This is a genomic window from Agrobacterium vaccinii, from assembly GCF_021310995.1.
GTDB classification, from domain to species: domain Bacteria; phylum Pseudomonadota; class Alphaproteobacteria; order Rhizobiales; family Rhizobiaceae; genus Agrobacterium; species Agrobacterium vaccinii.
On sequence record NZ_CP054152.1, the window covers coordinates 1 to 19,459 of the forward strand.

General features: G+C 55.8%; 20 protein-coding genes. 14 read left to right on the top strand and 6 right to left on the bottom strand.

Going from position 1 to position 19,459, the window contains the following annotated elements; all coding sequences use genetic code 11:
• From repA to HRR99_RS22240, 7 genes are all read left to right on the top strand, one after another.
• Positions 1–1,215 (top strand): plasmid partitioning protein RepA, encoded by a 1,215-nt coding sequence (gene repA / locus HRR99_RS22210; RefSeq protein WP_233125063.1) that lies wholly within the window; start codon positions 1–3, stop codon positions 1,213–1,215.
• A 45-nt stretch (positions 1,216–1,260) separates the two neighbouring features.
• The gene (repB, locus tag HRR99_RS22215; protein ID WP_233125064.1) at positions 1,261–2,304 is read left to right on the top strand and encodes a plasmid partitioning protein RepB; all 1,044 of its coding nucleotides are present in this window, start codon (positions 1,261–1,263) and stop codon (positions 2,302–2,304) included.
• 153 nt (positions 2,305–2,457) lie between these two features.
• Positions 2,458–3,672, top strand: coding sequence for a plasmid replication protein RepC (gene repC / locus HRR99_RS22220; RefSeq protein WP_233125065.1), 1,215 nt, complete (start codon positions 2,458–2,460; stop codon positions 3,670–3,672).
• A gap of 203 nt (positions 3,673–3,875) precedes the next feature.
• Positions 3,876–4,070 (top strand): hypothetical protein, encoded by a 195-nt coding sequence (locus HRR99_RS23220; protein ID WP_338422852.1) that lies wholly within the window; start codon positions 3,876–3,878, stop codon positions 4,068–4,070.
• Positions 4,067–4,372, top strand: coding sequence for a helix-turn-helix domain-containing protein (locus tag HRR99_RS22230; RefSeq protein WP_062451719.1), 306 nt, complete (start codon positions 4,067–4,069; stop codon positions 4,370–4,372). Before HRR99_RS23220 ends, HRR99_RS22230 begins: the two co-directional genes overlap by 4 nt.
• Positions 4,373–4,632: 260 nt before the next feature.
• A complete protein-coding gene (locus HRR99_RS22235; protein WP_233125066.1) occupies positions 4,633–5,580 on the top strand; it encodes a YiiG family protein in 948 nt (315 codons plus the stop codon).
• Positions 5,581–5,803: 223 nt separating this feature from the next.
• Positions 5,804–6,016 carry a hypothetical protein gene (locus HRR99_RS22240; RefSeq protein WP_062450593.1) on the top strand — a complete coding sequence of 71 codons (213 nt, stop codon included), beginning with the start codon at positions 5,804–5,806 and terminating at the stop codon, positions 6,014–6,016.
• Positions 6,017–6,656: 640 nt separating this feature from the next.
• Here HRR99_RS22240 and HRR99_RS22245 read toward each other — a convergent pair.
• Complete coding sequence (locus tag HRR99_RS22245; protein ID WP_062450591.1) at positions 6,657–7,097, bottom strand: winged helix-turn-helix transcriptional regulator; 441 nt, start codon at positions 7,095–7,097, stop codon at positions 6,657–6,659.
• A 107-nt stretch (positions 7,098–7,204) separates the two neighbouring features.
• On the opposite strand from HRR99_RS22245, the gene HRR99_RS22250 reads away from it, so the two are divergent.
• From HRR99_RS22250 to HRR99_RS22260, 3 genes are all read left to right on the top strand, one after another.
• Positions 7,205–8,422: an MFS transporter gene (locus HRR99_RS22250; RefSeq protein WP_233125067.1), complete on the top strand. Its 1,218-nt coding sequence runs from the start codon at positions 7,205–7,207 to the stop codon at positions 8,420–8,422.
• 340 nt (positions 8,423–8,762) lie between these two features.
• On the top strand, positions 8,763–8,951 hold the full coding sequence (locus HRR99_RS22255; protein ID WP_338422853.1) for a WGR domain-containing protein: 189 nt from the start codon (positions 8,763–8,765) through the stop codon (positions 8,949–8,951).
• Positions 8,952–9,165: 214 nt separating this feature from the next.
• On the top strand, positions 9,166–9,321 hold the full coding sequence (locus HRR99_RS22260; protein WP_156462609.1) for a hypothetical protein: 156 nt from the start codon (positions 9,166–9,168) through the stop codon (positions 9,319–9,321).
• Positions 9,322–9,774: 453 nt separating this feature from the next.
• On the opposite strand, the gene HRR99_RS23225 is transcribed toward HRR99_RS22260, so the two are convergent.
• Positions 9,775–10,164 carry a hypothetical protein gene (locus HRR99_RS23225; protein ID WP_284778578.1) on the bottom strand — a complete coding sequence of 130 codons (390 nt, stop codon included), beginning with the start codon at positions 10,162–10,164 and terminating at the stop codon, positions 9,775–9,777.
• Between the two features lie 550 nt (positions 10,165–10,714).
• On the opposite strand from HRR99_RS23225, the gene HRR99_RS22270 reads away from it, so the two are divergent.
• Positions 10,715–11,812 carry a hypothetical protein gene (locus HRR99_RS22270; protein WP_233125068.1) on the top strand — a complete coding sequence of 366 codons (1,098 nt, stop codon included), beginning with the start codon at positions 10,715–10,717 and terminating at the stop codon, positions 11,810–11,812.
• A 255-nt stretch (positions 11,813–12,067) separates the two neighbouring features.
• Here HRR99_RS22270 and HRR99_RS22275 read toward each other — a convergent pair whose 3' ends face one another.
• Both HRR99_RS22275 and HRR99_RS22280 read right to left on the bottom strand, forming a co-directional pair.
• Positions 12,068–12,874: an ATP-dependent metallopeptidase FtsH/Yme1/Tma family protein gene (locus tag HRR99_RS22275; protein WP_233125069.1), complete on the bottom strand. Its 807-nt coding sequence runs from the start codon at positions 12,872–12,874 to the stop codon at positions 12,068–12,070.
• 2 nt (positions 12,875–12,876) lie between these two features.
• The gene (locus HRR99_RS22280; RefSeq protein ID WP_233125070.1) at positions 12,877–14,625 is read right to left on the bottom strand and encodes an AAA family ATPase; all 1,749 of its coding nucleotides are present in this window, start codon (positions 14,623–14,625) and stop codon (positions 12,877–12,879) included.
• A 218-nt stretch (positions 14,626–14,843) separates the two neighbouring features.
• Between HRR99_RS22280 and HRR99_RS22285 the strand changes: the two genes are divergently transcribed.
• Positions 14,844–15,083 (top strand): hypothetical protein, encoded by a 240-nt coding sequence (locus HRR99_RS22285; RefSeq protein WP_233125071.1) that lies wholly within the window; start codon positions 14,844–14,846, stop codon positions 15,081–15,083.
• A gap of 143 nt (positions 15,084–15,226) precedes the next feature.
• Here the strand turns inward: HRR99_RS22285 and HRR99_RS22290 are convergent, their stop codons facing one another.
• The gene (locus HRR99_RS22290; RefSeq protein ID WP_233125072.1) at positions 15,227–16,378 is read right to left on the bottom strand and encodes a hypothetical protein; all 1,152 of its coding nucleotides are present in this window, start codon (positions 16,376–16,378) and stop codon (positions 15,227–15,229) included.
• A gap of 443 nt (positions 16,379–16,821) precedes the next feature.
• Positions 16,822–17,166: a hypothetical protein gene (locus HRR99_RS22295; RefSeq protein WP_233125073.1), complete on the bottom strand. Its 345-nt coding sequence runs from the start codon at positions 17,164–17,166 to the stop codon at positions 16,822–16,824.
• Between the two features lie 279 nt (positions 17,167–17,445).
• Between HRR99_RS22295 and HRR99_RS22300 the strand changes: the two genes are divergently transcribed.
• Positions 17,446–17,880 carry a hypothetical protein gene (locus HRR99_RS22300; protein ID WP_233125074.1) on the top strand — a complete coding sequence of 145 codons (435 nt, stop codon included), beginning with the start codon at positions 17,446–17,448 and terminating at the stop codon, positions 17,878–17,880.
• Between the two features lie 164 nt (positions 17,881–18,044).
• Complete coding sequence (locus tag HRR99_RS22305; protein ID WP_077123237.1) at positions 18,045–19,418, top strand: ISNCY family transposase; 1,374 nt, start codon at positions 18,045–18,047, stop codon at positions 19,416–19,418.
• Positions 19,419–19,459: the final 41 nt, after the last annotated feature.

Here is a 19,459-nt window from a genome sequence, read left to right on the forward strand (position 1 = left end):
ATGAATATCGCTCATATCGATAAAACGGCAATTTCTGACGTCGATCAACTTATCATTGGTCAGGCGCAAGAGCTGTCGGAAAAATTGAAGCAGCATCGCTTGGAGATGTATCCTCCACGGGCGATGAAGGACCTGCGCGAGTTTCAGCTTGCAGAGGCTGCACGTTTTGTCGGAGTAACAAGTGGCTACCTGAAGAACCTTTCCCTCGAAGGCAAAGGGCCGCAGCCCCAGGTTACCGCTTCCGGTCGCCGGTCTTATACGGCGACGCAGATGGAAGCGATGCGTCATTTCCTAGAGCACAGCGGCAGAGCCGGAACACATTATGTCCCTCACCGTCGTAACGGCGAGAAGCTACAGGTAATCGCGGTCGTCAACTTTAAGGGTGGTAGCGGCAAGACAACAAGTGCCGCACACTTGGCGCAGTATCTCGCGTTGTCCGGTCATCGCGTGCTCGCCGTCGATCTCGATCCGCAGGCCTCCCTCTCCGCAATCCATGGCTTGCAGCCTGAGTTCGATGTGCATGAGAACGAGACCCTTTATGGAGCGATCCGCTATGACGAACAGCAGCGCCCGCTAAGCGAGATCATTCGCAAGACCAATTTCCCCAACCTCGATCTTGTGCCTGGAAATCTTGAACTGATGGAGTTTGAACACGATACCCCACGTATTCTAGCCCAAGGCAAAGGCAAGGACTACGGACGGATTTTCTTCGCTCGTCTCGATGAGGCTCTATCGTCCGTGGCAGACGATTACGACGTGGTGATTATCGACTGCCCTCCCCAGCTTGGCTTTCTAACGATGAGCGCGATCTGTGCAGCGACTGCGGTCCTGATTACAGTTCACCCGCAGATGCTGGACGTGATGTCTATGTGCCAGTTCCTGCAGATGCTGGGCGACATTCTCAGCACGCTTAAGAATGTGGGCGGTAACATGAATCTGGACTGGCTCCGGTATCTTGTCACTCGATACGATCCGCAAGATGGGCCACAGACGCAGATGGTGGCGTTCATGCGTTCCATGTTCAAAAACCATGTTCTACTGAACCCCATGTTGCGAAGTGTCGCGATCTCAGACGCCGCGATGACGAACCAGACGCTCTACGAAGTTGAGCGTGCCGCATTCACCCGTTCAACATATGACCGGGCTATCGAAGCAATGGACGCGGTAAATGCCGAAGTGCTGGATTTGATATACAAAGCATGGGGTCGCAACTGATGTGTATTGAGTTTACCGCAGTAAACTTTCGGCAGGGAGCGCACCATGGCTCGTAAAAATATCTTGTCTGGAATTATGAACGAAGACAAGCAGACCAGCCCTGACGGTATCGAGGAAAAACCTCAAGAGAGCTTCCGCACGACCACGCGGGGAATGGGTGCTCTTGGTGCCGTAACCAGAAGCATTGACGAACTCGCAGCGCGTGCAGATGCCGCACAGGAGATCGAGAGACGTCTGGCCGAGGGTGAGACTGTTATTAAGCTCGATACGGGGTTGATCGATAGCTCGTTCGTCACGGATCGCGTTGCGATGGACGAAGCGGACTTTCAAGAACTTGTCGAGGCTATACGCGCCCGAGGTCAGGACACCCCCATATTGGTTCGTCCGCACCCCACAAGGGCAGGACACTATCAGACCGTATTTGGTCACCGCCGCGTTCGAGCCGCCCGCGAGATCGGAATTCCTGTTCGTGCCGTCGTCAAGGCGCTGGAAGACCGTGATCACGTCATTGCCCAAGGACAAGAGAATTCGCAGCGATCCGACCTGTCTTTCATCGAGAAAGCGATGTTTGCACACAATCTGGAAACAGGCGGTTTCGGACGAGACACTATCATGTTGGCGCTTGGAGCTGACAAGACAACGATCTCGAAGATGCTGTCTGCTATCGAGCGATTTCCTGCCGATATTCTCGACACTGTGAAGGCGGCTAGGGCACCAGGCCGCGACCGTTGGTATTCTCTTGGTGGGGCGGTGTCAGAAGACGCCATGGCCGACAAGGTACGGTCTGTTCTTCGCGAACCTGATTTTGTCGCTTCTGTTCCCGATGCTCGTTTCGAGATGTTGGAGCGTTTGGTCCCGAGAGAAAAGTTTACCGCAGTAAACTCAGAAGAAAAATCGCCGGCCCAAACGTGGGAAAGCGAAAGAGGCTTGGTTCGAGCATCTATCAAAGGCGACGGGAAGCGCGTGACTATCGCTCTGAAGTCTCCCAAAAATTCGGATCAGGCCGCCGCGTTCGGCGCCTATCTCGCCAATAATCTCGACAAGCTCTACGAGGCTTTCGAAAACGATCAACAGCAAAGTGGAGACTGAACCGCAAAAGAAAAAGGCCCCCAAACGGTAAACCGTGGAAGCCCTTCTCGATCTCTAGCAAGTAAGAGAATCGCATTTCCCCGAATCACAGTCAAGAGTCTTTGGCATCGTTTTGGTGAGCAATTTTCCTTTGCCTATTAGAAGGTGAAAGAAATGCAGACGGGAAGTGTGACGACGCCTTTTGGGCGGCGGCCAATGACGCTTGCCTTGGTGAAGCGCCAGGTGGCAACAAACGAGATTAAGGCTGGCAAGACAGCCGAAAAATGGAAAGTCTTCCGTGACGCCTCGGAAGCGAGAGAAGAACTCGGCTTGCAGTCGAACAGCCTGGCTGTGCTCGACGCGCTTCTGAGCTTCTATCCGGAAAACGAATTGCGCCAGGATGCGCAGCTCGTCGTGTTTCCCTCAAATGCTCAACTGATCCTTCGAGCCCACGGCATGGCAGGCGCTACGCTGCGCCGACATCTGGCGCTTCTGGTCGATGCAGGCCTGATCATCCGCAAGGATAGTGCCAACGGCAAGCGCTACGCGAGGAAGAATGGCGCCGGCGAGATCGAGAATGCCTTTGGGTTCGACCTTTCGCCCATCCTTGCCCGTTCCGAGGAGCTTGCTGTTATCGCGCAGAAAGTAGTCGCGGCGCGCTCAGCGTTCCGCAAGGCGAAAGAAAACCTGACAATCTGCCGCCGTGATGTCCGCAAGCTTATCACGGCAGCAATAGAGGAGGGGGCTGACGGCGACTGGATGGCGATCGAGGCTATGTACATCGACCTCGTAGCCCGCATTCCACGCTCCCCAACCATCGCTGACGTAGCCAGTATCCTCGATGAACTCGAGCTTCTGCGCGAGGAAATCCTTAATCTGTTGGATACACAGTCAAATTCGGAATTTAATAGCACCAATGCTGCTCATATTGAGCAGCACATACAGAATTCAAAATCCGAATCCTTAAATGAACTTGAACCTAGCTCTGAAAAAGAGCAGGGCGAAAAGCCGAGCAAGAACCGTGGGCCTAGCAATGAGACGCTGAAGGCCTTTCCTCTGGGTGTTGTGCTGAAGGCCTGCCCACAGATTATCGACTATGGTCCGGCTGGCACTGTGGGTGGTTGGCGCGATCTCATGTCGGCCGCCGTCGTGGTGAGATCGATGCTGGGTGTAAGCCCGTCCGCCTATCAGGAGGCGTGCGAAACCATGGGGCCGGAAAATGCAGCGGTTGCGATTGCCTGTATCCTGGAGAGGGCAGGGCACATCAATTCGGCTGGTGGCTATCTGCGTGATCTCACTAACCGGGCGGCGCGTGGCGAGTTTTCGCTCGGGCCGATGGTGATGGCACTGCTGAGGTTGAACGGGGAAGCTGGAAAGCGGTCGGCGTGATGACCATTGACAGAAACGCGTACGATCCACCATAACTACCCCAATGGGTTATAATCACGATACAAAGAATTGGTGAAACATCGCTTTTCGCCAAACAGGCAACGGCTCTGTTCACGGACGACGAGCGCAAGTATCTGATTGATTTTCTGGCGACCCATCCACAGGCCGGTGATGAAATACCGGGTGCGGGTGGTGTCCGAAAGCTGAGATCTGGGGCCAAGGGTAAAGGCAAACGGGGCGGCGCACGCGTTATTTATTACTGGTACAGCGACGACGCGCCCATCTATGCGCTTCTCGTCTACGGCAAGAGCGAAAAGACGGATTTGAAGCCGGAAGAGGCCAAGGCGGTTGCTGCATTCGCAAAGGCGATCAAAGCGACGTACAGGAGCAAACCATGAGCGAGACGACAAAATTCGGCGAGGATTTGATTCAGGCTATGACCGAAACTCTTGGTCATGTGCAGGGCAGGGACCCTGCGGGAATGCGTGTCACTGCCGTTGATCTGGAAACTGTTGACGCGAAGGCGATCCGCCAAAAGCTGCATCTGACGCAGGATGAAATGGCTGCTTTCCTTGGGACGAGCGCTTCGGGGTACAAAAAGTGGGAGCAAGGGGCTCGACAGCCATCAGGTGCTGCTCGAACGCTTCTGCGTGTGATGGAGAAGGAGCCTGAGGCGGTGCTGCGAGCGCTGTCCGGTTGATGATGCGCACAGTGCGCTCGCAGTCAGCGTAGTGTATCGTGACCCCATAAGGCAGAACAAGAGATCCTCTATCCTCTTGGATATTCCTCCGGCTGATCAACTCGTTCGTTAACGTATCGAAACACTGTTAACCGCGATAAACGTTTCAGACCCCAGCTGATCTTTCCTCATGTCTCAATATACGCCAGAGTTGGGCAGCAGCCAGTGCCCTGGCACCTTTCATAACACAGATGTATGATCACGATTGTAGGGAGATTTTGATGGCGTTTTTCAAGAAGTTCATGGCCGCTACGGCGCTTGTTTTCGTTTTGCAAAATCCGCTCGCAGTCGGGTTCGTGTCTCGTCCGGCATTTTCACAGACTGTTTCGGAAGCGGCGGTATCTGAAGAGGTCACGGCCAAGCTGAACACCTATGTTGGATTTTTGAACCGGACGCTCAGAGCATTAGAGTCGCTGGAGAGGTACGACAGTTGGGTGGATATGAAAAAGGGACCCACTGGCAAAGAAAGGATCATCTACGGCCTGTACTCGCTTTACGACGTCCGAGATGAAGCTTCTGCCGCGATCGCCGCTACGCAGGCAGCCCCCAAGATGCCACAGCTTGATGCTGCAATGGCCGCCTATGTCGAGACGTACCAGCAGCTTGCGCCCGTCATTGAGCGCGCCAACAAATATTACGAGAGACAGGACTACAAGAGCGATAAGATGGAGGCTGGCAAGGGCTTCCATAAAGAGATAGCTGCGCTTGCTCCCGCATTTGAGGAGCGTCGCAAGACGGTAGATGCCGCGCTCCGCACGGAGAAGGTGAAAGCGGATCTGGCATCACTGGCCGCGCTGGAACAAAGCGAGGGTAAGAAGTCTCGCTGGCATGTCCGCAACGTGATGTTTCGTGCAGAAGCGGTGATGGATATGATGCCGACAAATGAGCGTCCAGTCGTGAAGATGACCAATTTCAAACAAGCACTGGATGACTATTCTGGCGCAGTGCGGGAGTTCGATGATTATTCGCTGGAGCATCCCGATTCGTTCCACGTTTTTGAATCGCAGCCGGCGTCGCTCTTATCGAAGCTGCGTGATTTCGACGAGAAGCTGGAGAAGGCAAAAGGCGACGCTCGCAAAGGGGCTGGCGAGGATATGCAGTGGCTGGTGTCAACCTACAATACGATGGTGAGCACGGCCGAGACGGCCACAACGTTTGCCAAGGACTAGGTCCAGTCGGCTTGAACGTGGGATTTTGGCCAACTTGACGAACAAAAGTAGAATATGGATTTTGATGATCGAAGGTGCCGGTGTTTGCGTCGCAAATATCAGGCGCAATACCGAAATTTAATCGCGATATTTGCAACAGGCTATGGTCTACGTTCGTGGTGTCAGCCAACCTGTGAAGAACTAGGGCCAGCCAGTCCGTGGCTCTGAACGATAGGAGAGACCAATGACGCACGGCTTCCGTAAAAGCATATTATTTCCGATTACTCTGATGTTAGCTGGTATCGCCGCGTTTTTTTTCTTCCTTTTTATGACGGGGCATGATCCCGACGAAAAGCCGCTGACATTGATCCATTGGATTATCGGCGGAGCGCTGATCGGTCCAGGTTTTGGCTACCTCATCCAATGGAGGCGGGACAGGGACCGATCCAAGCTATAGGCAACTCACAGCGTTGGCGGCCCTCGCCATTATCCTGATTTTTGCAGATTTGCGAAAGTCAGTATAACACTTCAAACAAACTCGGGGTTTTCGCAACAACGACAAATTACCAATATGATCGAGGCTGACTGTGGCGAGATTCTTGAGAAGAACGCTCATTCTCGTATCTGTAATCGGCCTCTGCGCCTTGATAGCCTTCCATGCTGCCCACTGGTGGGCCTTGGGCGCTCACGACAGCTGAGACTTTTTTCAACGTCCGCCGAGCCACGTTCCGCTTCTTCACAATCCAGAGCCTATGGCTGTTCTGGTTCGAGTGCTTTGATCACGAATGGGTTTCGTTTGTAGCGAAGGCGTATTCGAGATTCATCCGTCTCGAGGCTATCGCAACGCAGTCGTTGCACCGCTGCTTCGATTTCTCTGGCACGCGGACCATTATATGGGTCTTCTCCCGCCCAATGCTCACATTGAGCACGACGGTCCAGAAATGCTTCGACATCGTGAGGCAGTTGGACCGTCGCAGACGCCAGGACGGCTGTTACCCAGAACGCAAGTATCATCATGTCCTCCCTGGCATCCTCACTTTTCGATAATCCTATCATCGGTGTGAGCTGTTGAGAGCAACCAACCGACCGGTAGATGCTCAGGCTGTGACCCGCGTGTCGCTCCAATCAAGGGATCGACCATCGGCGGATCGGATAACCAGTCGTGCGATTGGCCTGCCGGTTTCTTGCTCTACCAGTGATGAGCGTTCCTCGTCCTCGGTGAACAGGAAATCTTCGCCCCACTGGCGGAGTGCAACGATGACAGGGAACAGACCGCGTCCCTTCTCGGTAAGGATATATTCGCGGTAGGCAGTTCCATCAGATGCTGGTGCGGTCTCAAATATTCCTCGCCTTACCAGATCACGAAGCCGAGTGGCCAATACACCCCTGCTGATGCCGAGCCCGTTCTGGAACTCACCAAAACGGCGCTTACCATCGAAAGCATCGCGGATGATCAGGAGCGACCACCAGTCTCCGATTGCATCAAGAGAACGCGCCACCGGGCAACCGGAATTCCACAGGCTTACACGTTTCACCATCGGTACAGGTCTCCATCTTTAACAATCTGGTTCTATCTTAGAACTAGAAATGCGTTGAGCCAAGTGGTCTTGGAGTGCACCAAAAATACGATCACAAGGGCCACCAAATGAAAGAGAAGATAGACTATGCCGCGCAAGGAACGCGGGAGCAGGGATTGTCTGGACTACAGACCCTGATTGTTGCGGCTGCAGCCGGTCTCAGCGTAGCGAACATCTATTACGCACAGCCCTTGCTTGACCTGATGGCCCATGATCTTGGAATACCGCCAGCCACGGTCGGCCTCATCGTGATGTTGACGCAGGTCGGTTATGGGTTGGGGTTGATCTTCATCGTGCCGATTGGCGATCTCATCGACCGCCGTAAGCTCATCATCGCTCAGGGATTGTTGTTGGGGATCGCTCTTGTGATTGTCGGGGCAGCGGAAACGAACGCGATGTTGTTGGCAGGCATGAGTGCGGTCGGCTTGTCGGCAGTTCTCGTACAGACACTTGTCGCTCAGGCGGCGGCCTTAGCCACTCCGGCCCAGCGGGGTAGGGTCGTGGGCACGGTTACCAGCGGAATCGTAACAGGCATTCTTGCTGCGCGATCATTTGCAGGAACAATTGCAGATATCGGCGGATGGCGGGCGGTGTATTTGACATCTGCATTTATCACACTCGTGATGGTCGTCGTTCTCATGGCGATGCTGCCGCGCCAATCTGCGAAACGGACCGTGGAGACGTATGCCCATGCTCTACTCTCTATTCCAACCATGTTTCTCCGGGAGCGGAGCTTGCTGTATCGAGGCGTGCTTGCACTTTTGATCTTTGCTGCCTTCAGCACGTTCTGGACCGCGCTTGTCCTTCCGCTCAGCGCCCCGCCATTTTCCTATTCACACACGAGGATAGGGCTGTTTGGCCTGGTTGGGCTGGCGGGAGCGATTGCCGCAACATGCGCAGGAAGACTTGCGGATGGAGGTCACGGCCGATGGACAACGGGGTGTTCTCTAGCGATCTTGCTGTCATCCTGGGGACTGATCGCTCTCCTTCCGGTCTCAATGGTGAGGCTGGTCGTGGGCGTCGTCTTGATGGACCTGGCGGTACAGGCCGTTCACGTCACCAATCTCAGCGCCACCGTGGCTTTCAACCCGCAAAAGAGCGGACGCTTGGTTGGAGGCTACATGGTGTTCTACTCGGTTGGTAGCGCCGTCGGCGCTATTGCTGCCACGACAACCTACGCGCGGTTCGGCTGGATGGGGATTTCTCTCCTCGGGGCCACGTTCAGTGCAATTGCCTTGGCATTGTGGATCACAAGCGAGATATCAGCTAGGACCAATGAAGCGTAATCGGTTCGCGTCGCATTCGCATGGTTTCATCACCGGTATTCCCCCGGAACGCGCGAACGGCACGGCGCGATTCCGTTTGCGAAATGAACACGGGTCATTCAGCGGCTTTATCCCAGCGCTCTAAAGATCGCATGGCGGTGTTTTGCCAAGTCCGGTGACCGGTCACGCGCAAGCAGATCGTATCAATATTTCGAATCGGTATCGACGAACCGATTCAAAACTGTCGTTGGACATCCGCAGGCAGATTTTCGATTCTGCCGGGATGAGTACACAGCACAACCATGTTTATATCGAACGAATTGATGCCCCCCGAAACATGGCGCGGTACTACGTGCTGGACATGACATCCACGCTGTTTGGAGACGTGTGTCTCACGCGGACCTGGGGCAGGATTGGCTGCCGGGGCCAATGCAAGACGCAGCACTTCGCGCGAGGGGAGGACGCGTTGATCGTGTTTCTTGACATTTTGCGACGAAAGACTATCCGGGGCTACCGGGCGCCGGCCCTTATAAATGGCCCGGTTCGGTAGGGGAGGGGACAGCGGACGGCCCATGCTCGGACTTCGAATGATGGGAGATCATCCAGCGCGCCGGGGGCAGCCGCAGTGCATGTTCGGAAAGCACGCACCCCGTGCCAGCGATGTTCTATTCATGTTCTCATCATCAAATGAGTCAAGACGGTTCTTAATATCGGTTGATTGAAAGCATGATGTAATTTTATCTAGCGTTCAACCGGAGGTGATAATGGAAGAATTGAGGAACGCGCTCAAAGCGCTCAGGCTGGCGCATGATTTAGTTCGTGCTGTGGATCGGGGCATGCTCACATATCTGATTGAGGTAGCAGTCCAGCAAGCTGAGTACGACATCGAACAAGAAGAGAAAAAGCAGGCGCGACATTGAACGAGATCGAAAGCGGATCACAACGAAAGCGCCGCATATGGCCGTGGCTGGTATTGTTCGCCGTTACACTTCTGGCAATTTATGGCTACCGACAGGCCGTCCTTGCCTGGGAAGATATGGCCAGAACGTGGCGAGACCTCGTGCAGCTATTTTGGTGGATTATTCCAGATCGGCAGCCGTGAAACCAAAACAAAACCCGCCAGGTCGGCGGGCGAAGTTGAGGATGACGCGCGTACTGAATACATTTCGCGCTTGGTGTCGAAACTGCACGGCAAAAGTGAATGCCTGGTAAATTTCTGGTAGCAAGAAACCTGCTGGGTCAGATGGATTTCTTGTTATTTCGCGCTGCTGGCGCGCAGACACCTATCTTTCCGACCGGCTTCGGTTTGGGCCCCAGTCCCGCAAGGGCAAACAGCCGCGCCCGTAACATGACAAGATGGGGCTGGATACGCTTCAGTTCACAGGCATCGCGCCGGTCGTGCCGCATTTTGCAAACTTGCCTTTGGCATCCTTGCACTGAGCAGCCTTTTTCTTGACTGGCTCGCACTTGATGAATTTTCCCTTTGTATCTCTGCACTGTTCAGCGCTTGCAGGAGCGGCGGCAAAAGACGTCAGGGCTGCGCAGACGAGTATGGATTTCCACATTGATGTCTTCTCCAGGTCACAATTGACCTGAGACGACGTTACATCAAGCGCAAGACGGACGCCATATTCCTGTCTTTTCCGCCACATGACAATTATAAAGGCTAAGAGCGCTTCGTACATTGCGACAACAGCCTCTGGATTGATCAAAACCGGAGAATCCGATTTTGTAGACTGCGTGAAGCTGATGAGTTTGACCATTCGTCTTCCTCTCAAGGTTGACCCATGCCAGTCGTGACATGGGCACGGCACGAAGCTTGGAGCAAGGCGGAGAGGCCCTAATGTTAGTTCGTCAAGGCAGAAAGGGGAGGCGGTGCGCCAACTCCCTGAACCAGTGCTGCAGGTGACAGTTTTTCACGCGATATCTCTTTTCGTTCGCAACGTAATCGCGGAGGTCCCCAGCGAGCGTTTTTACATTGATCCGGATTTTAGCGCCCAAATAATATTTTAGGGAGGGTCTGTTCTGTGGTTGGGGGCATTGTTGATGAAAAGTTTGATCTATCTTCAAATGTATATCTGAGATGTGCGATAGCAAAAAATTCTATAAAATCGTTAAATTTTTTTATATACATATTTCTATTTCGAATTACAATGTATAGAAATCAGAGAGTTATCAATTTCGAAGTTTAATATCTAATTTATACTGATAATTGGATATACTGTAATTTGACACGTTTCTAGATATGCAGGATTATAGGGTTGTTCAACACGATCAGTGCTGAACGTTGTTTCAACTCTTGAGGAGGCACAATTGGCCAACCTTTCTTTGACTACCCGCGGTTCTCTGACATCCACCGCTCTCTACACCACGCTCAAAGTTGGCGATGACGTCGCCCAGGCACTTGAAGGCTTCGCCGACCACATCTTCGCACTCGGGCGCCGTAGCACGGACCAGGTTTTCGAACTTGGCGATCTCTTGCTGCGGGCTGCAGGAATCGTGCCGGTAGGCGCGTTCGACACATGGATCGATAAGCGTTGCGGCATCAAAGCCCGAAGTGCCCGCAACTACATGGCGGTTTTCCGCAATCTGTCCGACTACCGCGATGACCTTGTCGATTTGTCGATCGGATCAACGGTTCTCTTCCATTTGAGTGCTGCAAGCGCAGATCAGATTCAGGAAGCGATCGCTTTTGCTGACGACAACGGCGGTCTTAAGGTCGCGGATGTCAAAACCATTCTCGAGGGTGGCAAAAGTGATGACGACGGGCAAGAGGGTCCTGACGCCCAACTCTTCTCAAGCGGCGGCGCAAGCGGTCTGAAGGCCCTTATCGCTCAGAAGACAAGGACCGGCTTGAAAGCGTTCATTGCGCATGTCCGTGACATTCTGGACATCATCCGCGCGGCACTTGCAAAAAAACGGGTGATCAAGGAGCAGTTGTCGCGATCAGTTCAGGAGCTATCCCGTGTTACACGCCTGGAGCTGGAGAGTCTGGCCCTCTTCATCGAGGCCGATCTCGAGTTCGGTCGCAATACGCGACTGGCGGCATTCCCGGCTGGTAGCGAGTGGGCTAAGGTCCGACAGACGCTATCCGTTCTCGGAAACGTCGAGGACTGGCCAAAGGCCGGGCTGGTCAAAGATTGGCTCGAGACGGAAGTGGTGCCGGTGCTTGAATGGGGCGTTTCGAAAGACAGCAAGCCCAAGTGGCCGTTGGCCAGGCCGATGATCGAGGCCGTCGAGTACACGGTCTTGAGCAACGTTGCGGTGTCAGACGTCGAAGGGGACTCTGCAGTGGTGGACGAAGGTTCGGCATCGAAACGGCAGTCTGTTGGCAACGTGCCGGCACTTGTCCCGGACGTCGAACTTGCCGATCTCGATGATGCATCGCTCGCTTTGCCGATGTTGGTGTAAGCGCCACCAGGAAGAGCGGCCGGATTGTCCGGCCGTCTCGGACCACCAAAAGGGCCGCTTGTCGGCCCTTTCTGTTGTTTGGTTTTTGGCAGCCCTTCGGTGGACTTGACCTTCCGATCAATATTCCGGCTCGGTTCGCTGGCTCAGCGGCGTGAGATCGGAGTTTGGTGGCTAACCGGCCCTTGTTGAACTGGTGCGCTTGCCGCCTCCCGTGTCTCGCCCCGCCAAGGTTGGGGTCCGCCACTCGGTTGGATCTCAGTCGGTGCTCAGCAAGATGTCCATCACGGCCTTGCCGTCGAGTGCCTGGGCGTCGAAGAGCGCGCGCGCCAACCTGTCAAAGGCAGCACGGTTCTCAAAGATCACCTCGGTCGCGCGTGCCTGGGCGAACTCGAGCCTTTGATGGATCCGGTTTGCCAGATCCGCGTCAAGGCTGAGGATTGCGGTCGGATCCTTGTGCTCGAGATAGAGAAGCGGATAGCGACGTCCAAAGCCCAGCGTCTGCTCCATGTCGAGGCCCATGCGTGTGGCACGGGCAAGATCGCTCTGTTCGGCGCCGCCCGACCCTGCAGAGGCCGTCTTGAGAACGATAAGTTCTGCGGCTCTGCCCGCCATGAGCAATGCCAGCACTCGATCATACCAGGCGCAAGTGTCTGGACCGCTACTGGCAAAGGACAGATCGTTGCGGCCGCCATCTAAGCTGTCGATCGTCAGGCCCTTGATCGATCCGAGGCGCAGCGCGTGATGGACGACGGCGTGGCCGGTCTCGTGGATCGCAAGTCGCCACCGCACATCATGGGGAAGTGGCGGCCGATGACCCCGAACCCCGTCCTCGAGATCGGCGTAGGTGAGGGGTCGCTTCTCGCGCCGCGCTCTCAGTCTTGCTTCGCGCACGATGCGTTCGACGTCAGCACCGGTCAGACCCATGGCGCGCGTCGCAAGGCGTTTAAGTGCCGCCAGTACCGCGTCGGTCGTTCCCTGCGGATCTCCCCCTTCGACGTCTTGGCTTCCTGATGCCTCGGTGTCACTCTTCAGGCGGGTCTTCAGTTCCGTCGTCTCCATCATTGTCATTGGACCTCATCTGCGTTGCGGTGCACATCACGTGTGATGGTGTCGAGATCATCGCCAAGATGATGCGCGAGGATACCCACCAGCGCCGAAATGTCCGGCTTTGGAATTGCGACATGGGTCTCCAGCCGTCCTGACCGGCGCAACGCCTCATCGATGGTGTCAGGTCGGTTGGTCGCGCCGACAACGATCACGCCCTCGCTTTTGACTGCACCGTCCAGCAGTTCGAGCATCTTGTTGACGCAGGCATTCCAGTAGTCACCGTATTCGCGCGACGTCGAGACGCGTGATCCAATGCCGTCGATCTCGTCGATGAAGAGGATGCACGGCGCCTGGGATCTGGCTTGCGCAAAGGTATCCGCCATCCGGTTCAGCACATCATGGAGATATTCCCCCTGAAGCCAGGTCGAGACAGAGGTTACCACCAGGGGAACCTGCAGCGTGTTGCACAGTGCCCTTGCAAAGATGGTCTTACCGGTTCCCGGTGGTCCGGACAGAAGAAGCTTGGTGCTCATCTGCGACCACGCCAGTGTTTTGGCGTGGTAGTCCGCAAGATCTTGTCTGAGACCGAGCGCCCAATCCTGGGCTGGACCATAACCGGTCAGGGTCTCGACCCGCAACGACGGTTGTGCAGCGTTTGCTGTCTCACCGACGCACTCCGGGTGAATGACCTCAACCTCGGTCGGGCGCCTGTCTGCTCCCTGCTTTCTCCTGCCTTGCGATAACGAGGCGTCTTCGCCTGCCTTGCCATCCAACTTATCGCGCAACTGGCTGCTGCTCTGGCTGGCGATACGTCGCTTCGGCGCGCCATCGCCTTTGCGGTCGCCATCCTCATCGCTCTCCTGTTCACGGTTTAACGTCGCGAGCCCGACCAGCGCATCGAGACACGCTTGAAACGGTCGGCCCGGCCGGATCGCGATGGCGAGGTCGTCAAGTGTCAAGGTGCCAGCATCGATCTCGGCAATAGCGCTATCGTTGCGCGTCACCACCTCACGGCCAAAGATCGCTTCAAGGATATCGGTGATCAATCTGCCATCCAGCTCCGATCCCGTAATACGGACGTCGCAGGTCAAATTGATCTGTTCCGGAATGCCTGAGGCAGTCTCGGTCAGCCCGAGAACCGGAACTGCGTGCGCCAGCGCCCACAGGATTTGCTCGCGCATCGATGAGCGGCTCGGACGTTCGGCAGCGACCTGAAGAAAGACGCGCTTGGTCTCGCCGCCGACCCAACACCAGAGGTCATCGACGAAGGCAAAATTGGCAGCCATACCGACATAGGGTCCGAACGGCATAAAGTCTGTTTCCTCGATGAGGCGCGTGAAGGAGCGCTCAAAGCCCTCGACTGGAACCTCTACCGAGAAGACGGATGCCGGTTGCCGAAGGTGCATGACCAGATCACGCACCGAAACGTGCGACCCTTGCAGTGCGGCGGCCAGCGATAACACGGTTGCCATGTGCTTGAGGTTTGGCACGTCACCAGCCTTGGCCACCATGCGGACGGCGTAGGCGGCGGCGCTTGCATCAAAAGCGACAGACGGACCACCTCGCCTGATCTGCACGGGCCAGTCTGGCGTGACGTCGGGTTGACCAGAACGCGATGCAGTATCGCTTGGTGGCTCCACCAGGAAGGCAGCAAGGTTGTCCTGCAGCCATTGCCGGTCGCGCTCGACGTCACCCGCCAGATGGCGGGGGTCGAACAGAGGCCGGTAGCACCCAACGACATGCCCGTTGATCACAGTGGTGGCCATCGACAACAGCCCAGTGCACACCGCCTGACGACGGATTTTTTTGCGTTGAACATGCCGGAGGCGCCGCAGCAAGAAGGAAGACAAACGATCCATCAATTGCCCTCCGACGTCGGTAAACTGGGCGCGGCAATAATTGCCACGCAGGTTTCCTGACCCAAGGCACATTGAACGCCATCGCGGCCTAGGGAGTGGCAATATCCATTGGTATTCCTGGTCACATGATCGAGAACGGTTCTGCAGGCGGCGTTTCCCTGGCGCGCATGCTGATCAAGCCGATCAAGCAGCACGGACGGCATCGACGTCATACCGCCATTTGCTTGTCGCGCGACGGCGAGGGCAAGGCCGACAATCACGGCTGGATCATCGGGCACCGCTGGATCATCGCGGGAGGCGGGCAAACGCGTGCGGCACGGCGCCGACGACGCCTCGGAACGCTGGCGTGTGTGGGGTGGTGGTAACTCGGAAACGATGTCTGTAGCCACAAAGATCTCCTCGCCGGTCCAGCTTGGGTGGACGGCGTGTTCAAAACAGGGACATGGAAAAGGCTGGCTGCGTGCGTCAGAGCCGCAGCCAACTGCCTCACTGTAAACGGGCGGTTGCCTTAGGCGTCGAGGAGACGCCGCGCAAACCCGACGCGGATATGTTGAGGTGGCCAGGCGTTATGTTCGTGCGCAAGCGCCTCGGGATCATCGCGACCATCGTCACCGTCAACGTCAGGATCGTCATCGCACCGGGTGCAGTTGCAGACCGTGGAGTGGTCACCACAATCGGCAACATCCTGGCAGACGAGTGCAGGGGAGGTGGAACGCAAAATCCCAAAGCGTCGCCCTGATGTCAAAATCGCTGGTGGGGGTGTTGCCAAGGGGGGCTGTGCGATCGCAAGCGCGCGTCGTGCCTCTGCTTCGAGCAGTTGCTGGACCCGCAGCCCAAAGCGCAAACGCAATTGCGCCATGCAGAGGGCTGCTCCTTCAATCTCGAGCAGGTCGTCGATCTCGGACAAGGCCCAAACGCCCGCTGCATGATCGCTTGGACGGCTGGCACCGTCGATGATGGCAACACCGACCGTTTCGACCATCATCCTCTTTTGAGTCTTGTAGAGCCAGTCCGGCAACACCATCGCTGACGCCAACATCTTCAACTTCAGCTCTTCGAGCCGGCTGGTATCACCGTACGACGCCAGGGACCGTTTGAGGTCGAGGACAAAAGCGGCCCGCTTGGCGAGGTTGACGACAATGAGGTCTGGTGTGTAGCTGCCTTTCGCCGGCGCATCGCAATCCAGCCGCACACCGTCGAGGTGCTTCCAGTCGTTGCCAGCAACCGCTTCGATAGCGGCTTTGACCAAGGGCAGCTTGATCGACTGCATCAGCACGACCAGATCCGGGTTGACCCTGGCCAGCCGCTCGACAGCCTGCTCCAGCAACTTGCCTTCGCGGAAACTGACGGCTCGAACCAGCGAGGCGATGTTCACATAGTGGCCGAGAATCTCGTCCTTGACTGGCCCGCCCTCGGCAATCGCGGCGATCGCTTTGTCGATGAGGACGTCGAAATCCGCTTCGACGTCAGGGTAACGGACGAGATGGGCGTGGCGGCGCAGCGCCGGTGGCTCGATGCCCTCTGGTTCGATCCGTTGAGGCAGGCGGCCGGCGAAAAGCTGATGGACGGGCGGCATTGCTGTGCCATTGTCGGTGGATGACGCCGCAGATGCGGCACTCGGAGCTTTCGCCATGGGCGAGGAAGTGTGTAGGTTGGTCATAGCCCGATTCCTTTCACGAGAAGGCTTGAGGGTCAGGCCCTGGGTAGCGTTGGCGCGCTGCCTTGGGCCGTCTGCTCCGATCACGGAGCCGCCCATTCCTGGCAGGACCCGGAACGGATCTCAAGGTCCCCCCGTCAAAAAAGAGAACAGGACCGGAACGCGGTTAACGCCGGGCTCACAAAGGGGTGGGGCCAGTGCACCTGCGCGTCATCGTGGTTAACGAATTCCAAACGCCTGGAGACTGGTGAGCAGCCCGTCAGCCAAGCCGCGCGGAGCGGAGCCAAGTCCGGCAAGCAACCGTCAAAAGCTCCAATGAATCGATTCATCTGCAAACGGCGTTTGAAGAAGTCACGGGGAGAAGACATCCCAGAATGGAAACACCGTTTGCACAAAACCGAAGCCAAGCGTAACGAGTGGGATCCGTTCACGATCAGACTCAAGCCTCAGTCTGACATGTCGTCATCCGGTGCCCCGTCGGGAAACAGCAGATGCGGTTTGCGGCGAAAGTCCCAGTGCTCGCCTGAATACTTCTCGACCAGACGGTCGAAGACGTCGTAGCAAGCAGCCTCGTCAAAGCCCTGGGCGACCAGACGCTTCACGATGACATCCTCACTCTGTTCGAGTTCCTTCTGTCGTCCCTTGGCAACTGCGCCCACGATGAACCATTGCAGCATGACGCGCGCGACGTCGTCACGGTCGGGCCGCTTGGCCGCTCGTTGCCGCGCTCTAAGGTCGCGTTGGCGTTCACGCTGTTTGCGATTGCGCTCTGTCAGCGTGTCCCTCGGCATATCCTGGTCGTCCTGTCGATCGTGAATCGGAAATCTGAAGGCTTGAAACGAAAATCTCAGAAAGGGAAACGAACCCCTCAAGTATCGAATCGTTTGAGCGCAATTTGACTCAAGTCTCCGGCGCTTGGATTAACGTTCGGGCCGATTTGTTTCAATTGCCAATGAATTCGGCTTGCTATGACGTCGAGTTAGCTTCCGTTTATCCTGCATTGAATTCCATCATGTTTTGTTAGTCGTTTAACCGTAGCTTCTGCGCGATTTGCAAAAAGGAGATCACGATTGTCCACCCGTTCAACGTTCGTATTCGAAATCTCGCCTTACCCAGGCCGCGATAATCCACCGATGGTGAGGTTCCATCTCTATAAGCACGATGATACCGAACCCTATTTGCTTCAGTCCACGGTGCTACATCATTGGAAAACGGCTCGCCAGCAGATTGCCGGTGACATGAATTCCTATCGTCATCATCCGCAAATATCGCTCTGTCAGGCGGTGATGGGCTTGATGTTGGCAGACGCTCAACGTGAATTTCGTATCGCCGACGGCATATCCGACGACAGCGAATACCTCTATCTGTTCCAGCACGTCGCCACAGACGCAGATGAATTGCATCTGACGATCACGGATCGGTACAGCAAGAAAGTCTTGTTCGACGGTGACTATCCAGAGTACGCAATGAAATTCTTCCCCGAGGAGACAGACATCGAACCGTGATATGACGGAGCAAGATGGGATAGGTGAAAGCCATTTTGAATCTCGATTGTTCCATAAGATAGATTACGCGATCCTTCTATGTAGCCGCAAAGTTAAAGTGTCCTGTTTCTGCAAAGTTGGAATGTCACACTCCCCGGGTTTGATTGACACCTGGGAGATTGCAGATGGGACTGATTACGATGAGCGAGCGCGATTTGCTGCGGATCGAGGTTTTGTCGAAAGTCATCGCCGGTCGAATGACGATGGTATCAGCGGCACATGTACTTGCCCTGAGTGAGCGTCAGGTTCGCCGGCTGCTGGATCGGATCCGAACTGGTGGTGCGGCGTCGATCCGGCACAAGGCCATTGGTCGACCGTCGAACAACCGGATCAATGATGGTATTCGCGACTACGCTGTGGCGCTCGTTCGGGAGAGTTATGCGGATTTCGGACCGACCCTGGCGACCGAGAAGCTTGCCGAGCGTGATGGCCTGCAGGTTTCGCGTGAGACGGTTCGCAACTGGATGGTCGATGCTGGACTTTGGTTGTCGCGCAAGCAGCGGCGGACGTTTCACCAGCCGCGACTTCGACGTGAGGCCTATGGCGAACTGGTGCAGATTGATGGTTCTGAGCACCGTTGGTTTGAGGATCGCGGGCCAGCGTGTTCGTTGCTGGTGTTCGTCGACGACGCGACCGGCAGGTTGATGCAGCTGCGTTTTGTGCGTTCCGAGAGCGCCTTCACCTACTTCGAGGCACTGGCGTTTTATCTCAAGCGTCACGGCGCGCCGATTGCCTTCTATTCCGACAAGCATTCGGTGTTCCGGGTGGCAAAGAAGGACGCCAAAGGTGGCCAGGGAATGACCCAGTTCGGGCGGGCGCTGTGTGAGTTAAATATCGAGATTCTCTGTGCAAATTCCAGCCAAGCGAAAGGCCGTGTGGAACGGATGAACCGAACATTGCAGGATCGGCTGGTCAAGGAGTTGCGATTGGCTGGCATCGACACGATGGACGCCGGTAATGCATTTTTGCCTGACTTCATGGACGATTATAACGCACGATTTGCGGTCGTCCCTGCCCGATCTGATGACCTGCACCGACCGGTGAATCTCGCACCGGATCGGTTATCCGATATCCTCTGCAAGCGTGAACAGCGTTATGTTGGATCACAGCTGACATTCTCCTATGAGCGCAAACGCATCATGCTGGAGGAGACCGACGTCACGCGCGGCCTTGTTGGTAAATATGTTGAGACCTATGCCTATGCGGATGATCGACTGGACGTGCGCTGGAGAGGGTACTCCCTGCCCTATACGGTATTCGACAAGGATCAGCGGGTCACGCATGCGGCGATCACCGAGAATAAAAGGCTTGGTGATGTCCTGGCGTATATCAAAGAGCGCCAGGACGAGCCCCCCGCGCCTGAGGTGAAGAGCAATAGCGATAAAAATGGTTACATCAAACGCGCTCGTGGACCCGGTCGTCGGAAAGACTTTACAAACGATCCGGCCGTTATTACGCGGCGCCGGAAGGCATTGTCGCGGCAGCAAGCGGCGGAGTGAAGAGTTTAAAAGCTCAGAATCGGTGTTTCATCACCCGCCCC

What these genes read in the sequence shown, in the direction of transcription:
- repA (WP_233125063.1), top strand. Translation starts at nt 1, where the DNA reads ATGAATATCGCTCATATCGATAAAACGGCAATTTCTGACGTCGATCAA.
- repB (WP_233125064.1), top strand. Translation starts at nt 1,261, where the DNA reads ATGGCTCGTAAAAATATCTTGTCTGGAATTATGAACGAAGACAAGCAG.
- repC (WP_233125065.1), top strand. Translation starts at nt 2,458, where the DNA reads ATGCAGACGGGAAGTGTGACGACGCCTTTTGGGCGGCGGCCAATGACG.
- HRR99_RS22230 (WP_062451719.1), top strand. Translation starts at nt 4,067, where the DNA reads ATGAGCGAGACGACAAAATTCGGCGAGGATTTGATTCAGGCTATGACC.
- HRR99_RS22235 (WP_233125066.1), top strand. Translation starts at nt 4,633, where the DNA reads ATGGCGTTTTTCAAGAAGTTCATGGCCGCTACGGCGCTTGTTTTCGTT.
- HRR99_RS22240 (WP_062450593.1), top strand. Translation starts at nt 5,804, where the DNA reads ATGACGCACGGCTTCCGTAAAAGCATATTATTTCCGATTACTCTGATG.
- HRR99_RS22245 (WP_062450591.1), bottom strand. Translation starts at nt 7,097, where the DNA reads ATGGTGAAACGTGTAAGCCTGTGGAATTCCGGTTGCCCGGTGGCGCGT.
- HRR99_RS22250 (WP_233125067.1), top strand. Translation starts at nt 7,205, where the DNA reads ATGAAAGAGAAGATAGACTATGCCGCGCAAGGAACGCGGGAGCAGGGA.
- HRR99_RS22255 (WP_338422853.1), top strand. Translation starts at nt 8,763, where the DNA reads ATGACATCCACGCTGTTTGGAGACGTGTGTCTCACGCGGACCTGGGGC.
- HRR99_RS22260 (WP_156462609.1), top strand. Translation starts at nt 9,166, where the DNA reads ATGGAAGAATTGAGGAACGCGCTCAAAGCGCTCAGGCTGGCGCATGAT.
- HRR99_RS23225 (WP_284778578.1), bottom strand. Translation starts at nt 10,164, where the DNA reads ATGGTCAAACTCATCAGCTTCACGCAGTCTACAAAATCGGATTCTCCG.
- HRR99_RS22275 (WP_233125069.1), bottom strand. Translation starts at nt 12,874, where the DNA reads ATGATGGAGACGACGGAACTGAAGACCCGCCTGAAGAGTGACACCGAG.
- HRR99_RS22280 (WP_233125070.1), bottom strand. Translation starts at nt 14,625, where the DNA reads ATGGCCACCACTGTGATCAACGGGCATGTCGTTGGGTGCTACCGGCCT.
- HRR99_RS22285 (WP_233125071.1), top strand. Translation starts at nt 14,844, where the DNA reads ATGATCGAGAACGGTTCTGCAGGCGGCGTTTCCCTGGCGCGCATGCTG.
- HRR99_RS22290 (WP_233125072.1), bottom strand. Translation starts at nt 16,378, where the DNA reads ATGACCAACCTACACACTTCCTCGCCCATGGCGAAAGCTCCGAGTGCC.
- HRR99_RS22295 (WP_233125073.1), bottom strand. Translation starts at nt 17,166, where the DNA reads ATGCCGAGGGACACGCTGACAGAGCGCAATCGCAAACAGCGTGAACGC.
- HRR99_RS22305 (WP_077123237.1), top strand. Translation starts at nt 18,045, where the DNA reads ATGGGACTGATTACGATGAGCGAGCGCGATTTGCTGCGGATCGAGGTT.